This window comes from Klebsiella sp. 141251 (assembly GCF_050600725.1).
GTDB classification, from domain to species: Bacteria; Pseudomonadota; Gammaproteobacteria; order Enterobacterales; family Enterobacteriaceae; genus Klebsiella; species Klebsiella aerogenes.
This window is the reverse complement of the sequence record NZ_JAQIRG010000004.1, coordinates 142594-163081: the sequence shown is the minus strand read 5'-3', so window position 1 is coordinate 163081 and position 20488 is coordinate 142594. Positions and strand designations below refer to the sequence as shown.

The window sequence follows — 20488 nt, the reverse complement described above, 5'->3', positions numbered from 1 at the left end:
AGTGAACCTATTCGTTGCATTAATACAGGCGCTGGTACTGTTTGCCGTCGCGCCGCTGCTGTCCGGCCTGACCCGCGTTGCCCGCGCGCGCCTGCATAACCGCCGCGGGCCGGGCGTACTGCAGGAGTATCGGGATATCCTGAAACTGCTGGGTCGCCAGAGCGTGGGCCCGGACGCTTCCGGCTGGGTATTCCGCCTGACGCCGTTTGTGATGGTCGGCGTGATGCTGACCATCGCCGCCGCGCTGCCGGTAGTGACCGTAGATTCACCGCTGCCGGGGCTGGGCGACCTGATTACGCTTATCTACCTGTTCGCCATCGCCCGTTTCTTCTTCGCCATTTCCGGCCTGGATACCGGTAGTCCGTTCACCGCTATCGGCAGCAGCCGTGAAGCGATGCTCGGCGTGCTGGTCGAACCGATCTTGCTGCTTGGGCTGTGGGTCGCGGCGCAGGTAGCCGGCTCCACCCATATTAGCGCGATTACCGACACCATTTACCACTGGCCCGCCGCGCGCAGCATCCCGCTGATCCTGGCGCTGTGCGCCTGCGCTTTCGCCACCTTTATCGAAATGGGCAAACTGCCGTTCGATTTAGCCGAGGCCGAACAGGAGCTGCAGGAAGGGCCGCTTTCCGAGTACAGCGGCAGCGGTTTTGCGGTGCTGAAGTGGGGCATCAGCCTGAAACAGCTGGTGGTGCTGCAGATGTTCGTCGGCGTATTTATCCCGTGGGGACAGATGACCAGCTTTAGCGCGCCAGGCCTGCTGCTGGCGCTGGTGGTCGCCATCGTCAAGCTGGTGGCGGGAGTGCTGATTATCGCGCTATTCGAAAACAGCATGGCGCGTCTGCGTTTTTGTGCCACCTCCCGCGTCACCTGGGCCGGGTTTGGTTTCGCCTTTTTAGCTTTCGTCTCCTTGCTGGTGGCGTGATTAAGAGAATTTGAGCATGTCTGAAGAAAAAATCGGTCAACACTATCTTGCGGCGCTGCACCAGGCCTTTCCTGGCGTGGTGCTGGACGAAGCCTGGCAGACCAAAGATCAGCTAACCGTCACCGTGAAGGTTAACTACCTGCCGGAAGTGGTCGAGTTCCTGTACTACAAGCAGGGGGGCTGGCTGTCGGTACTGTTCGGCAACGACGAACGTAAGTTGAACGGCCACTATGCGGTTTACTACGTGCTGTCGATGGAGCAGGGCACTAAATGCTGGATCACCGTGCGCGTGGAAGTCGATGCCAACAAACCGGAATATCCGTCGGTGACCCCGCGCGTGCCGGCGGCGGTATGGGGCGAGCGCGAAGTACGCGATATGTACGGTCTGGTGCCGGTGGGCCTGCCGGACGAGCGCCGCCTGGTGCTGCCGGACGACTGGCCGGATGAACTCTATCCGCTGCGTAAAGACAGCATGGACTACCGCCAGCGCCCGGCGCCGACCACCGACGCGGAGACCTACGAGTTCATTAACGAGCTCGGCAGTAAGAAAAACAACGTGGTGCCGATTGGCCCGCTGCACGTCACCTCCGATGAGCCTGGACACTTCCGTCTGTTTGTCGACGGCGAGAACATTATCGACGCCGATTACCGCCTGTTCTATGTCCATCGCGGCATGGAAAAGCTGGCGGAAACCCGCATGGGCTACAACGAGGTGACATTCCTGTCGGATCGGGTATGCGGCATCTGCGGCTTCGCCCACAGCACCGCCTATACCACCTCGGTGGAGAACGCGATGGGCATCGTGGTGCCGGAGCGCGCGCAGATGATCCGCGCCATTCTGCTGGAAGTGGAACGCCTGCACTCGCACCTGCTGAACCTTGGCCTGGCCTGCCATTTCACCGGTTTTGACTCCGGTTTTATGCAGTTCTTCCGCGTGCGCGAAACCTCAATGAAGATGGCGGAGATCCTCACCGGCGCGCGTAAAACCTACGGCATGAACCTGATCGGCGGGATTCGCCGCGATCTGCTGAAAGAGGACATGATCCAGACCCGCCAGCTGGCGCAGCAGATGCGTCGCGATGTGCAGGAACTGGTGGATATGCTGCTCAGCACGCCGAACATGGAACAGCGCACCGTCGGTATTGGCCGTCTGGATCCAGAAATCGCCCGCGACTTCAGTAACGTCGGCCCGATGGTCCGCGCCAGCGGCCACGCCCGCGATACCCGCGCCGATCACCCGTTCGTCGGTTACGGTCTGCTGCCGATGGAAGTCCATAGTGAGCAGGGCTGCGACGTGATTTCTCGCCTCAAGGTGCGTATCAACGAAGTTTATACCGCGCTGAATATGATTGATTTCGGTCTCGACAATCTGCCCGGCGGCCCGCTGATGGTGGATGGCTTCACCTATATTCCACACCGCTTTGCGCTGGGCTTCTCGGAGGCGCCGCGCGGCGACGATATCCACTGGAGCATGACCGGCGATAACCAAAAACTGTACCGCTGGCGCTGCCGTGCGGCCACCTACGCCAACTGGCCGACCCTGCGTTATATGCTGCGCGGCAACACCGTCTCCGACGCGCCGCTGATTATCGGCAGCCTCGATCCCTGCTACTCCTGTACCGACCGCATGACGGTGGTCGATGTGCGTAAGAAGAAAAGCAAAGTGGTGCCGTACAAAGAGCTGGAGCGCTACAGCATCGAGCGTAAAAACTCGCCGCTGAAATAATTGAGCCATTGCGTGGGGCCCCTCACCCCGACCCTCTCCCCACAGGGGAGAGGGGGAAGGGCAGAGCTGTCCCCTCTCACCACAAGGGAGAGAAGGAAGGGCAGAACTGTCCCCTCTCCCCACAAGGGAGAGAAGGAAGGGCAGAACGAGTGCGAATTCACTGACCGTGCACAACTGTCCCCTCTCCCTTTCAGGGAGAGGGCTAGGGTGAGGGAAAAAGGCCGCACACAACCTGGGAGCAACAATGTTTACCTTTATTAAAAAAGTCATCAAGACCGGCACCGCGACCCACTCCTATCCGCTGGAGCCGATGCCGGTGGATAAAAACTTCCGCGGCAAACCGGAGCACAATCCGCAGCAGTGCATCGGCTGCGCGGCCTGCGTGAATGCCTGTCCGTCTAACGCCCTGACGGTAGAGACCGATCTGGCGACTAACCAGCTGGCGTGGCAGTTCAACCTCGGGCGCTGTATTTTCTGCGGCCGCTGTGAAGAGGTCTGCCCGACGGCGGCGATTAAGCTGTCGCAGGAGTATGAACTGGCGGTGTGGAAAAAAGAGGATTTCCTCCAGCAATCGCGCTTTGCCATTTGCCACTGTCGGGTCTGCGCGCGGCCTTTCGCGGTACAAAAAGAGATCGACTACGCCATTGCGCTGCTTAAGCACAACGGCGATACCCGCGCCGAATTGCACCGCGAAAGTTTTGAGACCTGCCCGGAATGCAAACGCCAGAAATGCCTGGTGCCGTCCGATCGTATTGAACTGACTCGCCACATGAGGGAGGCCAGCTGATGAGCAATTTATTAGGCCCGCGCGATGAAAACGGCATTCCGCTGCCGATGACGGTGGATGAATCCATCGCCAGCATGAAGGCCTCGCTGCTGAAAAAAATCAAACGTTCCGCCTATGTTTACCGCGTCGACTGCGGCGGCTGTAACGGATGTGAAATCGAGATTTTCGCCACCCTTTCGCCGCTATTCGACGCCGAACGCTTCGGAATTAAAGTAGTTCCGTCGCCGCGCCATGCCGATATTCTGCTGTTTACCGGCGCGGTGACCCGCGCGATGCGTTCGCCGGCGCTGCGCGCCTGGCAATCGGCGCCGGATCCGAAAATCTGCATCTCTTACGGCGCCTGCGGCAACAGCGGTGGTATCTTCCACGATTTGTACTGCGTATGGGGCGGCACCGACAAAATTGTGCCGGTCGATGTCTATATTCCGGGCTGTCCGCCGACGCCTGCCGCCACGCTGTACGGTTTTGCGATGGCGCTCGGTCTGCTGGAGCAAAAAATCCACGCCCGTCAGCCGGGCGAGCTTGACGACCAGCCAACCGAATTGCTGCATCCCAACATGGTTCAGCCGCTGCGGGTACGTATCGATCGCGAAGCGCGCCGTCTGGCCGGCTATCGCTATGGCCGCCAGATCGCCGACGACTATATGCGTCTTCTGGGGCAGGGAGATAATCAGGTACTGCGCTGGCTGGAGGCGGAGAAAGATCCGCGTCTGACCGAGATCGTTACGCACCTGAATCAGGTGGTCGAGGGGGCGCGTATCCGATGAGCGAGACGGTGGTGTTCAGTCAGCTGAGCCGTAAATTTATTGATGAGAACGACGCGACGCCGGATCAGGCGCAGCAGGTGGTCTATTACAGCCTGGCGATTGGCCACCACCTCGGCGTCATCGACTGCCTGGAAGCGGCGTTAAGCTGCCCGTGGGAGGACTATCTGGCGTGGATCGGCACGCTGGAGGCGGGCAGCGCCGCGCGGCGCAAAATGGAAGGCGTACCGAAGTATGGCGAGATCGTTATCGACAGTAATCACGTGGCGATGCTGGCTAACGCCTTTGATAAAGCGCAGTCCGCGCAGACCCCGGAGCAGCAGGCGTGGAGTAAAACCCTGCTCAGCATGCTGCACGATATTCACCAGGAAAGCGCCATCTATCTGATGGTGAGGAGACTACGTGACTGACGTTTTACTGTGTGTCGGCAACAGCATGATGGGCGATGACGGCGCAGGCCCGCTGCTGGCGGAAATGTGCGCGGCCAATCCGGTCGGCGGCTGGGTGGTGATTGACGGCGGCAGCGCGCCGGAAAACGATATCGTCGCCATCCGCGAGCTGCGCCCGACCCGGCTACTGATCGTCGACGCGACCGATATGGGGCTTAATCCCGGCGAAATCCGTATTGTCGACCCGGACGATATCGCCGACATGTTTATGATGACCACCCACAATATGCCGCTTAACTATCTTATCGATCAGTTAAAAGAGGATGTTGGCGAGGTGATTTTTGTGGGCATTCAGCCCGATATAGTCGGTTTCTATTACCCGATGACTCAGCCTGTTAAGGATGCCGTCGCGACGGTATACGCGCGGCTTGATGGCTGGCAGGAGCAGGGCGGTTTTGCCGCGCTGGAAGCGGCCGAGGAAGAGGCGTTCCCCGGCCTTCCGGGAACGTCTCAGCGATTTTGAGGCCACCAACACCGGCAGTTTCAGCCAGCGTGGTGAATAAAATAACGGCAGGCCGTACGGACCGTAGGCCGGGTAAGGCGTAAGCCGCCACCCGGCAATACCGACTACTCCAGATCCGCCCCGTTGCTGGCGATGACCTTCTTATACCACCAGAACGATTTCTTGCGCTTGCGCGCAAGCGTGCCGTTTCCGGCATCGTCGCGATCGACATACACGAAACCGTAGCGCTTGCTCATCTCGCCGGTGGAGGCGGAGACCAAATCGATACAGCCCCAGCTGGTATAGCCGATGACCGGAATGCCATCATCGATGGCGTCGCGCATCGCCTTGATGTGTTCACGCAGATAGCTAATGCGGTAGTCGTCGTTGATTTCGCCGTTGGCGTCGATCTCATCGCGCGCGCCGAGCCCGTTTTCCACGAGGAATAGCGGTTTCTGATAGCGGTCATACATCATGTTCATGGTGATGCGCAGGCCGAGCGGATCGATGCCCCAGCCCCATTCGCTGGCGGCAATATACGGATTCTTCAGCGACTTGACGATATTGGCGGCGTTGGTGTTGCTGGCGTTCATCTCCGCTGACGCGCAGCGCGAGGCGTAATAGCTAAAGGAGACGAAATCGACGGTGTTTTTAAGGATTTCGTCGTCGCCCGGCTGTTTGGCAATAGTGACGCCTTTCTCGCGGAATACCCGCGCGGCCCACACCGGATAGGCGCCGCGTGCCTGTACATCGATAAAGAACAGGTTTTCACGATCTTTTTCCAGCGCCATCCAGACATCTTCCGGCTTACAGGAATACGGGTAGAAGTTACCGCCCGCCAGCATGCAGCCGACCTGGTTTTGCGGGTTGACCTGATGGGCGATTTTTGTCGCCAGCGCGCTAGCCACCAGCTCGTGATGCGCGGCCTGGTATTTCACCTGCTCCTGATTTTCTCCCTCCTCAAACACCAGACCGGCGCCGGAGTAGGGACTATGCAGCATGATGTTGATTTCATTGAAGGTAAGCCAGTATTTCACCAGACCGTCAAATACTTCAAAGCAGGTGCGCGCATAGTGGCTGAAGAAATCGACCATCTTCCGATTACGCCAGGAGCCATATTCCGTCACCAGATGCATCGGTACATCAAAGTGGCACAGGGTGACCAGCGGTTCGATCCCGTACTTTCTGCACTCCTCGAACATCGCACGGTAGAAAGCGATACCTTCCGGGTTTGGCTGTTGTTCATCACCGCGCGGGAACAGGCGGCTCCAGGCGATAGAGGTACGAAAGACGCTAAACCCCATCTCCGCCATCAGGGCGATATCCTCTTTATAGCGATGGTAAAAATCGATCGCCACGTGGCTTGGGTAGAATTCATCTTCGCGAAGCGTAAAGCGCTTCTCCTGGCCCAGCTTCACCGCCAGGCGATGGGCGCCGTGCGGAATAGTATCAACGGTCGTCAGCCCTTTGCCGCCTTCAAGATAAGCGCCTTCAGACTGGTTGGCGGCCAGAGCGCCGCCCCATAAAAATCCGTGTGGAAAACTCGACATGCGTTACCTCGCGTTCAAAAAAGTGTTCAGGCGTGAGTGGCCGCGCCCTGGCGCTGTCTGGCGTCGGCGGCGGCATTTTCTACCGGGATATCTTCAAAACCGAGCAGCAGCGTCAGCACAAAGGAGAGCACCACCGACAGCGCCATCACGCCAAAGACCCAAACGATAGTCATCGGATTGGCCGGATCGAAAAACTGGACGCTGGTGAACAGCCCCGGCGCCGCCATCGAATGGCTGGCCAGCCCGGCAATCCCCGCCACCGCGCCGCAAATAAAGCCGCTGATTAAGCTGGCGACCAGCGGGCGTTTCAGACGTACCGCCACGCCGTACAGCGCCGGTTCGGAAATCCCGGCCAGAATCGCCGATGCCGCTGCCGCTAATGCGGTCTGGCGCAGCTCCGGGTTTTTGGTTTTCCACGCCACCGCCAGCGACGATCCGCCCAGCGACAGGTTGGCGCCGATTTCCGATGGCATCACCATGCCTTCTTTGCCGGTTTCGGCGATGGTCTGAATGATGGTTGGCGTAAAGACGCGGTGCATCCCGGTCATCACCAGCAGCGGCCAGAGTCCACCCATGATCGCCACCGACAGCCAGCCGAGATAGCTATGGATCGTGTACACCAGCGCGGAGATTGCGCTGCCGATCCAGATGCCGAGCGGGCCAATCAGCAGGATCGCCAGCGGCGCGGCAATCAGCACGATCAGCATCGGTTTAAGGAAGTTTTTCGTCACCGCCGGGGTGATGCGATCGACCCAGCGCTCGATATAAGAGAGACACCAGGTCATCACCAGCGCCGGGATCACCGTGTAGGTGTATTTCACCGCGGTAACCGGAATGAAGGCGAATTCAACGTGCTCGCCCTGCGCGGCTTTAGCCATTAATTCGATGAACCCCGGATGCACCAGCACCCCGGCGATGGCGATAGCCAGCGACATATTGGTTTTGAATTTTACCGCCGCGGAAGCGGCAACCATCAGCGGCAGGAAGAAGAACGCGCCGTCGCCGATAAGCGTCAGAATGGTCAGCGTCGGCGAGCCTTTTGGCAACGCGCCGCTCATCTCCAGGATCATCGCCAGCAGTTTGACCATCGATCCGCCGATAATCGCCGGGATCAGCGGCGACATGGTGCCGATCAGCGCATCAAGGATCCCGGCGCCGATGCGTTTTAAGGTCAGCGGCGGTTTCCCTTGCGGCTCCGCCGGGCGCAACTCGCCGGGCAGCAAATTCAGCACCTCGCGATACGCCTGCGAGACGGTATTGCCGATGATCACCTGGCACTGGTTATCGCTACGCACGACGCCAAGTACCCCTTGCAGCGCTTTCAGCGCCGGGGCGTCCACGCGTTGATTATCTTTCACCACGAAGCGCAGGCGGGTCATGCAGTGGGTCACGGCAACGACGTTATCTGCGCCGCCGATCGCCGTCAGGATCTGGTTCGCCAGGGCTGCATAATTTTTAGACATCGGATTTTATCCTGTTTTATCAATAGGGTACTGATTACACGCCAGCGCCTGACGGCGGCTATGCGCGGTATATGCATAGGAAACCGGTTCCACAAAATCATGATGAGTTTCATTGAGTCATACAAGAACTAAAAAACTCACTTTGCAAATTTGTGATTTTGATCGCTTTATAAGCAGGGGCAGAGCAACATCAGGGCGATGCCGACTGCTGAAAAACGGCGAGACGTGCAGTACACTGCAGGCAACTTAAGTTACAGGAAGAACCCCATGGCAACGATGCTGGAGGTTGCGAAGCGCGCGGGAGTATCAAAGGCGACCGTTTCGCGGGTGCTGTCGGGCAACGGCTATGTCAGCCAGGAAACCAAAGACCGGGTATTTCAGGCAATTGCCGAAAGCGGCTATCGGCCGAATCTGCTGGCGCGCAATCTGGCGACCAAAAAAAGCCAGACCATCGGGCTGGTGGTAACCAACACCCTTTATCACGGCGTTTATTTCAGCGAACTGCTGTTTCACGTGGCGCGGCTGACGGAAGATCAGGGGCGGCAGCTGATCCTTGCCGACGGCAAACACAGCGCGCAAGAAGAGCGCGAGGCGATTCAGTATCTGCTCGACCTGCGCTGCGACGCGATCATCATCTATCCGCGCTTTCTAAGCGTCGATGAAATGGATGAGATCATCGACAATCATGAGCAGCCGATCGTGGTGCTGAACCGTCGCCTGCGCCGCCACGCCAGCCACTGCGTATGGTCCGATCACAAAGCCTCGGCGCGGATGGCGGTTGAAAAGTTAATTACCAGCGGTCATCGCGACATTGCGTTTATCACCGGTTCGCTGGATTCGCCTACCGGGGTTGAGCGTCTCTCTGGTTATAAAGACGCGCTGGCAGGCCAGGGGCTTCCCGTACGGCAAGAACTGATCGTCGAAGGGCGCTGGACGCCGCACACCGGTGCCGCCGCTGTCGAAGCGCTCAGCCAACGCGGCGTCAGTTTCAGCGCGCTGGTCGCCAGTAATGACGACATGGCGATCGGCGCGATTAAGCAACTGCACCAGCAGGGGATCGCGGTGCCGCAGCAGGTATCGGTGATCGGTTTCGATGACATCACGCTGGCGCCGTATGTGATCCCCTCGCTCTCCAGCGTTAAAATTCCGGTCACCGAAATGATGAAAGAGAGCATCAACAGGCTGATCTTTATGCTCGACGGCGGCGAATTTAAATATCAGCAAACTTTCCCCGGCGAGCTGATTGAACGCGAGTCGTTGGCGCGCGGCCCGCATGCCTGATGTCGTCATCTGTCATCGTCAGTTGTGACGATGACAGCAGCTGTTAATTTAATTCCCTTAAATTTCAATCAAATAAAAGTTGGAACGTATTATGCATAATCCGGCGCGTTAACTTCTTTCCGCTGGAGAAATGGATGAACCGTTTCATTATCGCCGATGCGAGCAAATGCATCGGCTGCCGCACCTGTGAAGTGGCCTGCGTGGTCTCTCATCAGGAAAATCAGGATTGCGCCGCGCTGACGCCGCAGTCGTTCCTGCCGCGTATTCACGTGATCAAAGGCGTCAATGTGTCGACGGCGACGGCCTGTCGTCAATGTGAAGACGCGCCATGCGCCAACGTCTGCCCGAACGGCGCCATCAGCCGCGATAAAGGCTTTGTCCACGTGATGCAGGAGCGCTGCATCGGCTGTAAAACCTGCGTTGTCGCCTGCCCGTATGGGGCGATGGAAGTGGTGGTGCGCCCGGTCGTTCGCCACAGCGGCGCCGGGTTGAACGTCATGGCGGAAAAAGCCGAAGCCAACAAGTGCGACCTGTGCCACCAGCGCGATAGCGGCCCGGCCTGCATTGAAGCCTGTCCGACGCACGCGCTGGTTTGCGTTGACCGCAACAAGCTTGAGCAGATGAACCTCGAAAAACGTCGCCGTACGGCGCTGGCCTGGTAATACGCCGCATGAACGGGGTGCAAATCCGCATTCGCGGCAAAGTGCAGGGGGTGGGTTTCCGCCCCTTCGTCTGGCAGCTGGCGCGACAAATGGCGCGCGGCGGCGATGTCTGTAACGATGGCGACGGCGTGCTGGTCAGGCTGATCGGCGACGACGGTGGTTTTACCGCCGCGTTGGCCCGTCACTGTCCGCCGCTGGCGCGTATTGACAGCACCGACTGCACCCCGTTTCACTGGCATAAGCTTCCTCAGGATTTCACCATACGCCACAGCGGCGGCGGCAGTATGCGCACGCAGATTGTTCCCGATGCTGCAACCTGCCCGGCGTGCCTGGCGGAGATGAACGATCCGCAAGAACGCCGCTACCGCTACCCCTTTATCAACTGTACCCACTGCGGGCCGCGCTTCACCATTATTCGCGCCATGCCCTACGATCGCCCCTTTACCGCGATGGCGCCGTTCCCGCTGTGTCCGCGCTGCGCTGCCGAGTATCGGGAGCCTGCCGATCGCCGTTTTCACGCCCAGCCGGTGGCCTGTGCCGATTGCGGCCCGCAGCTGGAGTGGCGGGCGGGAACGCTAACGCTATTCGCTGAAGCGGCGCTGCAGGCGGCCATCGCGCGGCTGGCGGCGGGCGATATTGTGGCGATAAAAGGGATTGGCGGTTTTCATCTGGCCTGCGATGCCGGCAATAGCGTGGCGGTGGCAGCGCTGCGCGCGCGAAAACGGCGCCCGGCAAAACCGCTGGCGGTAATGCTGCCGACGGCAGCGGAGTTACCCGCGGCGGCGGCGGCGCTGCTGCGCTCGCCCGCCGCGCCGATTGTATTGCTGGCTAAAGCGCAGGTTCCCGGTCTGTGTGACGAGATTGCGCCAGGGCTTGCGGAAGTCGGGGTGATGCTGCCGTCTAATCCGCTGCAGCATTTACTTCTGCAGGCGCTGGCGCGCCCGATAGTGATGACCTCCGGCAACCTCAGCGGCCGCCCTCCGGCGTTGAGTAATCAAGAAGCGCTCACCGACTTAGCCGATATAGCCGACGGTTTTCTGCTACATAATCGCGATATCGTGCAACGTATGGACGATTCGCTGGTGCGCTCAAGCGGTGAGATGCTGCGCCGCGCCCGTGGCTACGTGCCGGATGCGCTGCCGCTGCCGCCGGGCCTGGATAATATTCCGCCGCTGCTGGCGCTGGGGGCGGATATGAAAAATACCTTCTGCCTGGCGCGCGGCGACGAAGCGGTGCTGAGCCAGCATTTTGGCGATCTCGGCGAGGAGGGCGTCGAGCAACAGTGGCGCAGTGCGCTGCGGTTAATGCAGAGCATTTATGTGTTTGCGCCGCAGCGGGTGGCGGTTGACGCCCATCCCGGCTATCGCTCGACGCAGTGGGCGGCGTCAATGTCGTTACCGGTCGAGCCGGTACTGCATCACCATGCCCACGCGGCGGCTTGCCTGGCGGAACACCGCTGGCCGCTCGACGGCGGCGATGTGATCGCCCTGACCCTTGATGGCATCGGGATGGGGGAAAACGGCGCGCTGTGGGGCGGCGAATGCCTGCGGGTGAACTACCGCGAATGCGAACATCTTGGCGGCCTCCCGGCCGTCGCGCTGCCGGGCGGCGATCTGGCGGCACGCCAGCCGTGGCGAAATTTGTTGGCCCAGTGCCTGGCATTTATTCCCGACTGGCAGTCATACCCGCCAACCGCCGCGCTGGGGCAGCGAAACTGGCCGCTATTGGCGCAGGCCATCGAACGCGGCATTAATTCGCCGCGCGCCTCTTCCTGCGGACGGCTGTTTGATGCCGTTGCCTGCGCGCTGGATTGCGCGCCGGAGAGCCTGAGCTACGAAGGCGAGGCGGCCTGTCGGCTGGAGGCGCTGGCCGCCAGCTGTCCGGGCGTCAGCCATCCGGTCACGCTGCCCTGGCGCGGCGGCGAGCTGGACTTATCCACCTTCTGGCGACAGTGGTTGCGCTGGCAGGCGACGCCCGCGCAGAAAGCCTGGGCCTTTCATGATGCGCTGGCCTGGGGGCTGGCGGCGATGGCGCGTGACTGCGCCGCTTCCCGCGGGATCGCGACAATCGTTTGTAGCGGCGGCGTACTGCATAATCAGCTGCTCGCCGCCCGCCTCAGCGATTACCTTTCTGATTTTACTTTGTTTTTGCCGCAGCAGCTTCCCGCTGGCGATGGCGCGATCGCCTACGGTCAGGCGGTGGTGGCCGCCGCCCGCTGGCAGTCTCAAAGGATTTAAGATGATAACGATGATTTTACGCCAACAGCCGCGTGCGGCGGCGCTGGTTCTGGGACTTATCGCCGCGAACGCCCTGGCCTGGCTATGGGCGTTTCAGGCGTTTGGCGATAGCGGGGCATTGATGGCCGCCAGTCTGCTGGCCTGGGGTTACGGTCTGCGCCATGCGGTCGACGCCGACCATATTGCGGCGATTGATAGCGTCACCCGCAAGATGATGCAGCAGGGGCGGCGGCCGTTTGGCGTCGGGGCGTGGTTTTCGCTAGGGCATTCGTCGATCGTAGTGCTGGCGTCGGCGGCGATTGCCGCGACGGCCACCGCCTTCAGCCAGCAGATGAGCTGGCTACACGATACCGGCAGCGTGATTGGCACCGCGGTATCGGCGCTGTTCCTGCTGGCAATGGCGCTGGTCAATCTGGTGATTTTGCGCAGCGTGTGGCGCAGCTTCCAGGCGTGGAAGCGCGGTGAAAAGGTCAGCGATGAGATAGTTAGCGGCGGCGGCATGATGAGCTGGTTGTTTGGCAAAACCTTCCGGCTGATAAGCCGCAGCTGGCAGATGTATCTGGTGGGCTTTTTGTTTGGTCTCGGCTTTGATACCGCCACCGAAATCGGCGTGCTGGGTATTTCCGCCGCCGGCGCGTCGAGCGGCATTTCGATTTGGTCGATAATGGTCTTCCCGGCGCTGTTCGCCAGCGGTATGGCGCTGGTGGATACGCTTGATAATGTGCTGATGGTCGGCGCCTACGGCTGGGCGTTCAGTAAGCCGCAGCGCAAGCTCTATTACAATATGACCATCACCGGTACCTCGGTGGTGGTGGCGCTGTTTATCGGCGGCCTGGAGGCGCTGGGGCTGTTAATGGATAAGTTCGCCTTAAGCGGCGGGGTGTGGCGCTGGGTAGGGGCGTTAAACGATAACCTCGGCGATGCCGGGTTTGTGGTGGTGGGGCTGTTCGTCGTTTGTTGGGCGCTGTCGGTGCTAAATTATCGCTGGCGCGGCTACGATAATCTGGCGCGCTAGGCTGGTTATTTTCCCGGCTTGCGCTGCGCTTAGCCGAGCTACCAGGACAATACTGTAGCCCGACTGTAGCCCGGCTAAGGCGTTTACGCCGCGAGCCGGGAAAACCATCACCTCACCAGAACTGTAGATACTGTTATCGGTTTGCAACTTTTCGCTTTAGAAAAACGTTTATCGCGTGTCGTTTCAGAGGATATTGCGCTCCCGGTTAATTTTTCTGCAATATGTTTTCCGTGGCGCAGGGAGCGCACAGGGGGCGGCCAGTCGCCGCCGCCCCCTGTACCCCCGGGCTCTGGCCGCCAAAATCGCCACTTCGTGGTGCCTTCGACTTATCCCGGCAGGCTTCGGGTCGGGCCGAGGCAGCCTCCTTGCAAAACACGGCCCTCAGCCCGCATCCATGCGGGCTGCCCCGGCCTGCCTGTAACGTCTCAGCGATTTTGTGGCCACCAACAGCGGCAGTTTCAGCCAGCATGGTGAATAAATTAAAGGCAGGCCGCATGGACCGTAGGCCGGGTAAGCGTAGCGCCACCCGGCATAACAGGGTCGCCTGGACGGTAATCACCTCACCAGTTGCTTGAGCAGCGCAAAGGCTTCCTTCATTTTATCTTCGCTCACCACAAAGGCCCGCAGCTGGTTTTCGGTATCCAGACCTTTCGCCACCAGCCCCTCTTTGGCGGCCACGATATTCCACGTCAGATCGTCGCGGCGGGTGTCGCCGGCCAGATGCAGAGGCAGATCCGGCGTTTTCACTTTCACCAGCATTGGCGGCAAGGTGAGCTCGCCCGCTTGCGCCAGTAGATTTTTACTCAGGCACATGGCACTGAGTAAAATCGGCTGCAGGAACGGCAGTACCGTACCGTTGATTTCCGCGCAGTCGCCGAGCGCATAAATCGCCGGATCGCTGGTTTGCAGTTGGCTATTGACCACCACGCCGCGGTTAATCCGCAATCCGGCATGGCGCGCCAGCGACGTTTCCGGGCGCAGGCCGGCGGCGGCAACGACCGCATCGACGGTTATCGCGCGCTGGCGGTCGAGGCTGACGCGAACGCCGTCGGCGGTTTGCTCCAGCCCCTCAAGCTGCGTTTTGAGCATCAGATGTACGCCCATCTCGGTAAGCCGATGCTGCAGGCGGCTGCTGGCCTCCGGCGGCATCAGCGCCGCCAGCACGCTGGCTGAGTTATCGACGACCGTTACCGCTTTACCGGCGCGGCAGAAATCCATCGCCAGTTCGCAGCCAATCAGGCCGCCGCCGACGATCAGCACGCGCTTCGCGTCGTGCAGCTGGCTCTGCGCCGCGCCATATTCGCGCTGGCTGTTCAGCGTCAGCATCAGCTCGCGCCCCGGCACCGGCGGGATAAACGGCGTCGCACCGGTGGCCAGCACCAGTTTGTCGTAGCGCCACTGGTTATCCTGGCTCTTCACTAACCTGTTTTCGGCGTCGATATCGCTTACCCAGGTATGGGGAAACAGACGCAGATTATACTGCTCGGCGAACTCGCCGGCGCTTTGCAGGGTCAGATCGTCGGCTTTCAGCCCGCGGCTGATGACATGGCTGAGATCCGGTTTGTTGTACTCATCCATGCTATCGGCGGCGATTAACGTCAGCGGAATTTGCGTATCCTGCTTACGAATATTTTTCACCAGCTGGCGGGCCGCGAAGCCCGAGCCGATGATGACGATGCCATCACTCATTTTGCCTCCGTCGCCAGTACGTCAAAGACATCTTTGCCAAGAGAACACTCAGGGCAGAGGAAATTGTCCGGCACTTCACTCCACGGCGTGCCCGGCTGTACATCCTGGTTAGGTTCGCCTTTCGCCGGGTCATAGACCCACTGGCACACGCTGCACTGCATCATGGGACCGAGATCGGCCGCGGCGGCGGCACAGGCGCAGTCCTGTGGTTCCGGCGTTGTCGCTGCTTCAGCAACCGGCAGCGGCGAGAGGGCCCACTGGCGGGCGATGTCGCGACCGTGTTGGCGGCACAGTTCCAGCGCGTCGATATCCGGACGCCATTTGGCTTTCAGGCTCAGCGACATCTCAAAACCGGCATCCTGCAGGCGGGTGGACAGGCGGTCTACCGCGCCGCCGCTCCAGCCGTGCGAGCCAAAGGCGCTGGCGCGTTTATTACGAAAACGCAGCCCGGTCATCTCTTCCACCAGCCCGGCGATTTTCGGCATCATTACGTTGTTCATGGTGGAGGTGCCCACCAGTACGCCTTTCGAGCGGAAAACGTTGGTCAGAATGTCGTTTTTGTCGCTGCGGGCGACGTTGAAGATTTTCACCGCCACCCGCGGGTCGACTTCAGTGATCCCCTGAGCGATGGCGTCCGCCATCATACGAGTGTTATTGGACATGGTGTCGTAGAAGAGGGTGATGCGATCTTCCTGATAATCCGCTGCCCACTCGAGGTATTTCTCGACGATTTGCGTCGGGTTATCGCGCCAGACCACGCCATGGGAGGTGGCAATCATATCCACCGGCAGGTTGAAACCGAGGATTTCAGTAATTTTCGGCGTCACCAGGCGGCTGAACGGCGTCAGGATGTTGGCGTAGTAGCGCTGGCACTGTTCGTACAGTTCAATCTGGTCCACTTCATCGTTGAACAGGTGTTCGTCGCAGTAGTGCTGGCCGAAGGCGTCGTTGCTGAACAGCACCGCGTCGCCGGTCAGGTAGGTCATCATGCTGTCAGGCCAGTGCAGCATCGGCGTTTCCACGAAGATCAGCTGTTTACCATTACCGATATCGAGAGTATCGCCGGTTTTCACCACGTGGAAGTTCCACTCCGGATGATGATGATGGCCGTTGATCGAGTCGATGGCGTTGGCGGTGCAGTAAATCGGCGTATCCGGGATCTGCATCATCAGTTCGGTCAACGCGCCGGCATGGTCCTCTTCGGCGTGGTTAATCACGATGTAGTCGAGGTCAGCCAGATCGATTTCACAGCGCAGGTTCTGCACGAACTCGCGGCTGAATTTATGATCGACGGTATCGATCAGCACGTTTTTCTCTTCGCGGATGAGATAGCTGTTATAGCTGCTGCCGCGCAGCGTTTTATATTCGGTACCGTGGAAATCACGCACTTCCCAATCGCGTTGGCCAACCCAAAGAATGTTATTTTTAACCGCAATAGACATAGCAACCTCAATCAATACAGTGTGTTTAAACTCAGTTGATTGGCTTATATCAAGTTGCGTGCCAACTTTTCAATTCATTGATAATTAGCTATTTTTAATTTTTGCTGATTTTGGTTGCTGTCAAAATGACTATTGTTAAAATAGTCGATATGACAATGTGTATTGTCAAAATGACAATGGAGCGGCAATGAGTTTTTCCGTCGATGCGCTGGCGAGAATCGCCATTGATTTACAAAGCGATATCGGTCACAGCGACCGTTTTTCGCGCCTGATTACTACCCTGCGGCAGATTCTCGGCTGCGATGCCTCGGCGCTGCTGCGCTATGAGGCGCATCAGTTTGTGCCGCTGGCGATTGATGGCCTGGCGCAGGATGTGCTAGGTCGGCGCTTTGCCCTGGAAGGGCACCCGCGGCTTGAGGCGATTGCGCGTGCCGGGGATGTGGTGCGCTTCCCGGCGGATAGCGACTTGCCCGACCCCTACGACGGGCTGATCCCCGGTCATGAGAGCCTGAAGGTTCACGCCTGCGTTGGCCTGCCGCTGTTTGCCGGGCAGACGCTGATTGGCGCGCTGACCCTGGACGGGATGGATGCCGACCGTTTCGATAGTTTCAGCGATGAAGAGCTGCGGCTGATTGCCGCGCTGGTGGCTGGCGCCTTGAATAACGCGCTGCTCATCGCCCGCCTTGAGGCGCAAAACGTGTTGCCGGCGCAGCCGGTGAATTACGCGCAGCCTGAGCGTCAGGAGATTATCGGCCTGTCGGCGCCTATGCTGCAGCTGAAAAAAGAGATCGATATCGTCGCCGCCTCGGATTTAAACGTGCTGATTAGCGGCGAAACCGGCACCGGTAAAGAGCTGGTGGCGAAGGCGGTGCATCAGGGGTCGCCGCGAGCAGCTAATCCGCTGGTCTATCTCAACTGCGCGGCGCTGCCGGAAAGCGTGGCGGAGAGCGAGCTGTTCGGCCATGTAAAAGGGGCGTTTACCGGGGCTATCAGCAACCGCAGCGGTAAATTTGAGATGGCTGATAACGGCACCCTGTTCCTTGACGAAATCGGCGAACTGTCGCTGGCGCTGCAGGCGAAACTGCTGCGCGTGCTGCAGTATGGCGATATTCAGCGCGTCGGCGATGACCGCAGCCTGCGGGTCGATGTGCGGGTGCTGGCGGCGACTAACCGCGATCTGCGCCAGGAGGTGGTGGAAGGGCGCTTTCGCGCCGATCTGTACCATCGGCTGAGCGTCTTCCCGCTATCGGTTCCGGCGCTACGCGAGCGAGAAAATGATGTGGTGCTGCTGGCGGGTTATTTCTGTGAGCAGTGTCGCCTGCGGATGGGGCTGGCGCGGGTCATTTTGGCTGAGGCGGCGCGAAACAGGCTGCAGCAGTGGTCCTGGCCGGGCAACGTGCGCGAACTGGAGCATGCTATTCACCGGGCGGTGGTGCTGGCGCGGGCCACCCAGGCCGGCGATGAAGTGGTGCTGGAGCCGCAGCATTTCCAGTTTGCGGTGGCGGCGCCGATGTTGCCGACTGAGACGGCGGCAGCGGCGCCCGCGACGGGAAACGTCAATCTGCGCGAGGCGACCGAAGCTTTTCAGCGAGAAGCGATTAGCCGCGCGCTGGAGGCGAACCAGCGCAACTGGGCGGCGACCGCCCGTGCGCTGGAACTGGACGTCGCCAACCTGCATCGGCTGGCGAAACGTCTGGGGCTTAAAGGATCCCCGCCTGGTAAAAGTTCTGCAGGTTGATGGCGCCGACCAGTTGGCCGTTTTCATCCACTACCGGCGCGGCGCTGATTTTGTGTTTCATCAACCGCTCTTTGGCTTCCACCGCGCGGCTTTCCGCCTGCAGCGTCACGCCGTTGCGGGTCATCGCCTGAGTGACGCTATCGTTGAGCGTACCGCCAGCAACCAGCCAGCGGCGCAGGTCGCCGTCGGTGAAAACGCCCTGCACGCGGTTGGCTTCATCGCAGACCGCCACCAGGCCAAGTCCGGTTCGGCTTAGTTCAAGCATGGCGTCCATGACGTTAGCCTCGATATTGACCCGCGGCACTTCTTCGTCGCGGCGCATCAGGTGATGCACTTTGTTCAGCAGACGCGCGCCGAGGGCGCCCGCCGGGTGGGAACGTGCGAAATCTTCTTCATTGAAACCGCGCGCCTGCATCACCGCCATCGCCAGCGCGTCGCCCAGCATCAGCGTGTTGACGGTGCTGGAGGTCGGGGCCAGATGCATCGGACAGGCTTCACGCTCCACGGCGATATCCAGCACCGCTTTCGCCGCCAGCGCCAGCGGCGAGGTGGATTTGCCGGTCATCGCCAGCAGCGGAATGGATTTCTCTTCCAGCCGCGGCACGATGAGATCCAGCTCTTTCGCGCTGCCGGAGTAGGAGATAAACAGCATCACGTCGCGGCTATCGAGCATGCCGAGATCGCCGTGCAGGGCTTCCGCCGGATGGACGAAAAAGGCCGGGGTGCCGGTGCTGGCGAAGGTTGCCGCCAGCTTTTTACCGATGTGGCCGGATTTACCGATACCGGAGACAATCAGTTTGCCCTCGCAGTGGATGATGGTTTCCGCCGCGCGGATGAAGTCGTCGCCCAGGCGCTCCGGCAGGCGGCTCGCCTCCTGTAGTTCAAGCATCAGGGTCTGGCGTCCGGCCTCTAACAAAAAGTTACTCATGATGTTCTCCAGTAATAATGACTTCAATACCTTTTGCTTCCAGCGCCCGCTGGAATTCAGGGTCAATATCGGCATCGGTAATCAATTTATCCACGCGCTCAAGGCCGCAGACAATATTGGGACTTTTACGGCCAAACTTTGATGAGTCGGCCATCAGGATCACTTCTCGGGCGGCGTTACACATCGCCTTACTTACGGTATAGACCTCGTTAAAGGTGGTGACGCCCGCCACCAGATCAATGCCGTCGGTGCCCATAAACAGCTTGTCGAAGCTGAATTGTTCGAAGGCATTTTCCGCCAGTTGGCCGTGAAAAGAGGCCGATTTTTTACGGAAGGTGCCGCCCGGCATCAGGATAGTCTGCTCGTTATCGAGCTCGGAAAGCGCGTTGACGATATGCAGGCTGTTGGTCATCACCGTGATGTTATTGAAGCGGCTCAGCAGCGGCACCATCTGCAGCACGGTGCTGCCGGCGTCGAGGATAATTGAATCGCCATCGTGGATGTATCGCACGGCGGCCTCGGCAATCTGCGCTTTCTTGTGGGTGTTGATCAGCGTCTTGTGGTCGATAGGCGGGTCGGCCTCGTCTTTATTTAACACTACGCCGCCGTAGGTGCGGATGACGGTCCCGGCATTCTCCAGAATCACCAGATCCTTGCGGATAGTGGTGCCGGTGGTGTCGAAGTGTTGCGCCAGCTCTTCGACCGAGCATTTGCCCTGCGATTGCAGGTGCTCGAGAATGGCTGCCTGGCGCTGACGTGGTTTCATAGGCGTTGTATCCTGCGTTTAAGTTTCGAAGTGATAATTTCGCAAGATATTAACTTTCACAACGAAATTATGCATGTTTCGGATTAAGCGCTAATGATAGTGCATTCTGACAGAGCGGATCATTGGGAAAGATCACATCAGGCTGCAATTCCTCGAGATGTTTACCGGTAAGCGTGGGGATTTTTCGCGGGCTGGCGAAGACGGTGAGGCCCTTCATCAACAGCGTATCGCAAATACGATCGTTTTCATCGACGGCGATAGCGACAATCGCGCGCGGTTTAAAGCGCCCAGAGGAACGGCCGACGCCAACGCGGCCCTGCTGGCAAAGGCTATCAAAGGCGCGATTGAAGCGGCGGATCTGCCAGCCGCCGAAAGCCAGTTGGCAAAGCCAGGCAATAGCGGCGACGGTAATGAGTGCGGTAACCATAATGTCTCCTGAAGGTGTGATGCCGGGTACAACCCGGGTACCGTTTTTTGTCGGGTGGCGGCTAACGCCTTACCCGACCTACGCCGGCATATGGTCTGTAGGCCCACGCAAGTGTAGCGCCGCCGGGCAATAACCGCGGGTAAAGAGCTACTTTCGCGCCGGATGGCGGCTGCGCCTTATCCGGCCTACGGTCCGTG

The 20488-nt window shown here is 59.6% G+C and carries 18 protein-coding genes; 11 read left to right on the top strand and 7 right to left on the bottom strand.

Annotated features, from left to right (window positions below; genetic code table 11):
* The first annotated feature begins 1 nt into the window (after nt 1).
* From PGR09_RS11130 to hycI, 6 genes are all read left to right on the top strand, one after another.
* Nucleotides 2-925, top strand: a complete 924-nt coding sequence (locus tag PGR09_RS11130; RefSeq protein WP_045395381.1) for a respiratory chain complex I subunit 1 family protein — start codon at nt 2-4, stop codon at nt 923-925.
* Nucleotides 926-941: 16 nt separating this feature from the next.
* Entirely contained in the window at nt 942-2651 is a 1710-nt protein-coding gene (hycE, locus tag PGR09_RS11125) for a formate hydrogenlyase subunit HycE (protein ID WP_015370028.1), read from the top strand.
* 244 nt (nt 2652-2895) lie between these two features.
* Nucleotides 2896-3438 (top strand): formate hydrogenlyase complex iron-sulfur subunit, encoded by a 543-nt coding sequence (locus PGR09_RS11120; RefSeq protein ID WP_032715695.1) that lies wholly within the window; start codon nt 2896-2898, stop codon nt 3436-3438.
* The gene (locus PGR09_RS11115; RefSeq protein WP_015370030.1) at nt 3438-4205 is read left to right on the top strand and encodes an NADH-quinone oxidoreductase subunit B family protein; all 768 of its coding nucleotides are present in this window, start codon (nt 3438-3440) and stop codon (nt 4203-4205) included. The genes PGR09_RS11120 and PGR09_RS11115 overlap by 1 nt, the downstream gene beginning before the upstream one ends.
* A complete protein-coding gene (locus PGR09_RS11110) occupies nt 4202-4612 on the top strand; it encodes a formate hydrogenlyase maturation HycH family protein (RefSeq protein ID WP_045395386.1) in 411 nt (136 codons plus the stop codon). The genes PGR09_RS11115 and PGR09_RS11110 overlap by 4 nt, the downstream gene beginning before the upstream one ends.
* The gene (hycI, locus tag PGR09_RS11105; protein WP_047064112.1) at nt 4605-5114 is read left to right on the top strand and encodes a hydrogenase maturation peptidase HycI; all 510 of its coding nucleotides are present in this window, start codon (nt 4605-4607) and stop codon (nt 5112-5114) included. The genes PGR09_RS11110 and hycI overlap by 8 nt, the downstream gene beginning before the upstream one ends.
* A gap of 104 nt (nt 5115-5218) precedes the next feature.
* Here the strand turns inward: hycI and PGR09_RS11100 are convergent, their stop codons facing one another.
* The gene (locus PGR09_RS11100) at nt 5219-6643 is read right to left on the bottom strand and encodes a 6-phospho-beta-glucosidase (RefSeq protein ID WP_430916149.1); all 1425 of its coding nucleotides are present in this window, start codon (nt 6641-6643) and stop codon (nt 5219-5221) included.
* Nucleotides 6644-6669: 26 nt separating this feature from the next.
* A complete protein-coding gene (gene ascF, locus PGR09_RS11095; protein ID WP_047044120.1) occupies nt 6670-8106 on the bottom strand; it encodes a PTS cellobiose/arbutin/salicin transporter subunit IIBC in 1437 nt (478 codons plus the stop codon).
* 267 nt (nt 8107-8373) lie between these two features.
* On the opposite strand from ascF, the gene PGR09_RS11090 reads away from it, so the two are divergent.
* The 4 genes from PGR09_RS11090 (at nt 8374) to PGR09_RS11075 (ending at nt 13301) form a co-directional block, all read left to right on the top strand.
* A complete protein-coding gene (locus tag PGR09_RS11090) occupies nt 8374-9387 on the top strand; it encodes a LacI family DNA-binding transcriptional regulator (protein WP_430916148.1) in 1014 nt (337 codons plus the stop codon).
* Nucleotides 9388-9521: 134 nt separating this feature from the next.
* On the top strand, nt 9522-10049 hold the full coding sequence (gene hydN, locus PGR09_RS11085; RefSeq protein WP_015370036.1) for an electron transport protein HydN: 528 nt from the start codon (nt 9522-9524) through the stop codon (nt 10047-10049).
* An 8-nt stretch (nt 10050-10057) separates the two neighbouring features.
* Entirely contained in the window at nt 10058-12286 is a 2229-nt protein-coding gene (gene hypF / locus PGR09_RS11080; protein ID WP_430916147.1) for a carbamoyltransferase HypF, read from the top strand.
* Between the two features lies 1 nt (nt 12287).
* On the top strand, nt 12288-13301 hold the full coding sequence (locus PGR09_RS11075; protein WP_047044127.1) for a HoxN/HupN/NixA family nickel/cobalt transporter: 1014 nt from the start codon (nt 12288-12290) through the stop codon (nt 13299-13301).
* A 555-nt stretch (nt 13302-13856) separates the two neighbouring features.
* Here the strand turns inward: PGR09_RS11075 and norW are convergent.
* Nucleotides 13857-14990 (bottom strand): NADH:flavorubredoxin reductase NorW, encoded by a 1134-nt coding sequence (norW, locus tag PGR09_RS11070; protein ID WP_430916146.1) that lies wholly within the window; start codon nt 14988-14990, stop codon nt 13857-13859.
* Nucleotides 14987-16432 carry an anaerobic nitric oxide reductase flavorubredoxin gene (norV, locus tag PGR09_RS11065; RefSeq protein ID WP_047079012.1) on the bottom strand — a complete coding sequence of 482 codons (1446 nt, stop codon included), beginning with the start codon at nt 16430-16432 and terminating at the stop codon, nt 14987-14989. Before norV ends, norW begins: the two co-directional genes overlap by 4 nt.
* A 187-nt stretch (nt 16433-16619) precedes the next feature.
* Between norV and norR the strand changes: the two genes are divergently transcribed.
* Nucleotides 16620-18170, top strand: coding sequence for a nitric oxide reductase transcriptional regulator NorR (gene norR / locus PGR09_RS11060; protein WP_430916145.1), 1551 nt, complete (start codon nt 16620-16622; stop codon nt 18168-18170).
* Here norR and gutQ read toward each other — a convergent pair.
* The 3 genes from gutQ to gutM all read right to left on the bottom strand — a co-directional run bounded on the left by gutQ (nt 18133) and on the right by gutM (nt 20291).
* The gene (gutQ, locus tag PGR09_RS11055; RefSeq protein WP_430916144.1) at nt 18133-19098 is read right to left on the bottom strand and encodes an arabinose-5-phosphate isomerase GutQ; all 966 of its coding nucleotides are present in this window, start codon (nt 19096-19098) and stop codon (nt 18133-18135) included. The two genes, norR and gutQ, sit on opposite strands and share 38 nt — an antisense overlap.
* The gene (gene srlR, locus PGR09_RS11050) at nt 19091-19864 is read right to left on the bottom strand and encodes a glucitol operon DNA-binding transcriptional repressor SrlR (protein WP_020078110.1); all 774 of its coding nucleotides are present in this window, start codon (nt 19862-19864) and stop codon (nt 19091-19093) included. The genes gutQ and srlR overlap by 8 nt, the downstream gene beginning before the upstream one ends.
* Nucleotides 19865-19931: 67 nt before the next feature.
* Nucleotides 19932-20291 (bottom strand): transcriptional regulator GutM, encoded by a 360-nt coding sequence (gene gutM, locus PGR09_RS11045; protein WP_047067140.1) that lies wholly within the window; start codon nt 20289-20291, stop codon nt 19932-19934.
* Between the last annotated feature and the right edge of the window lie 197 nt (nt 20292-20488).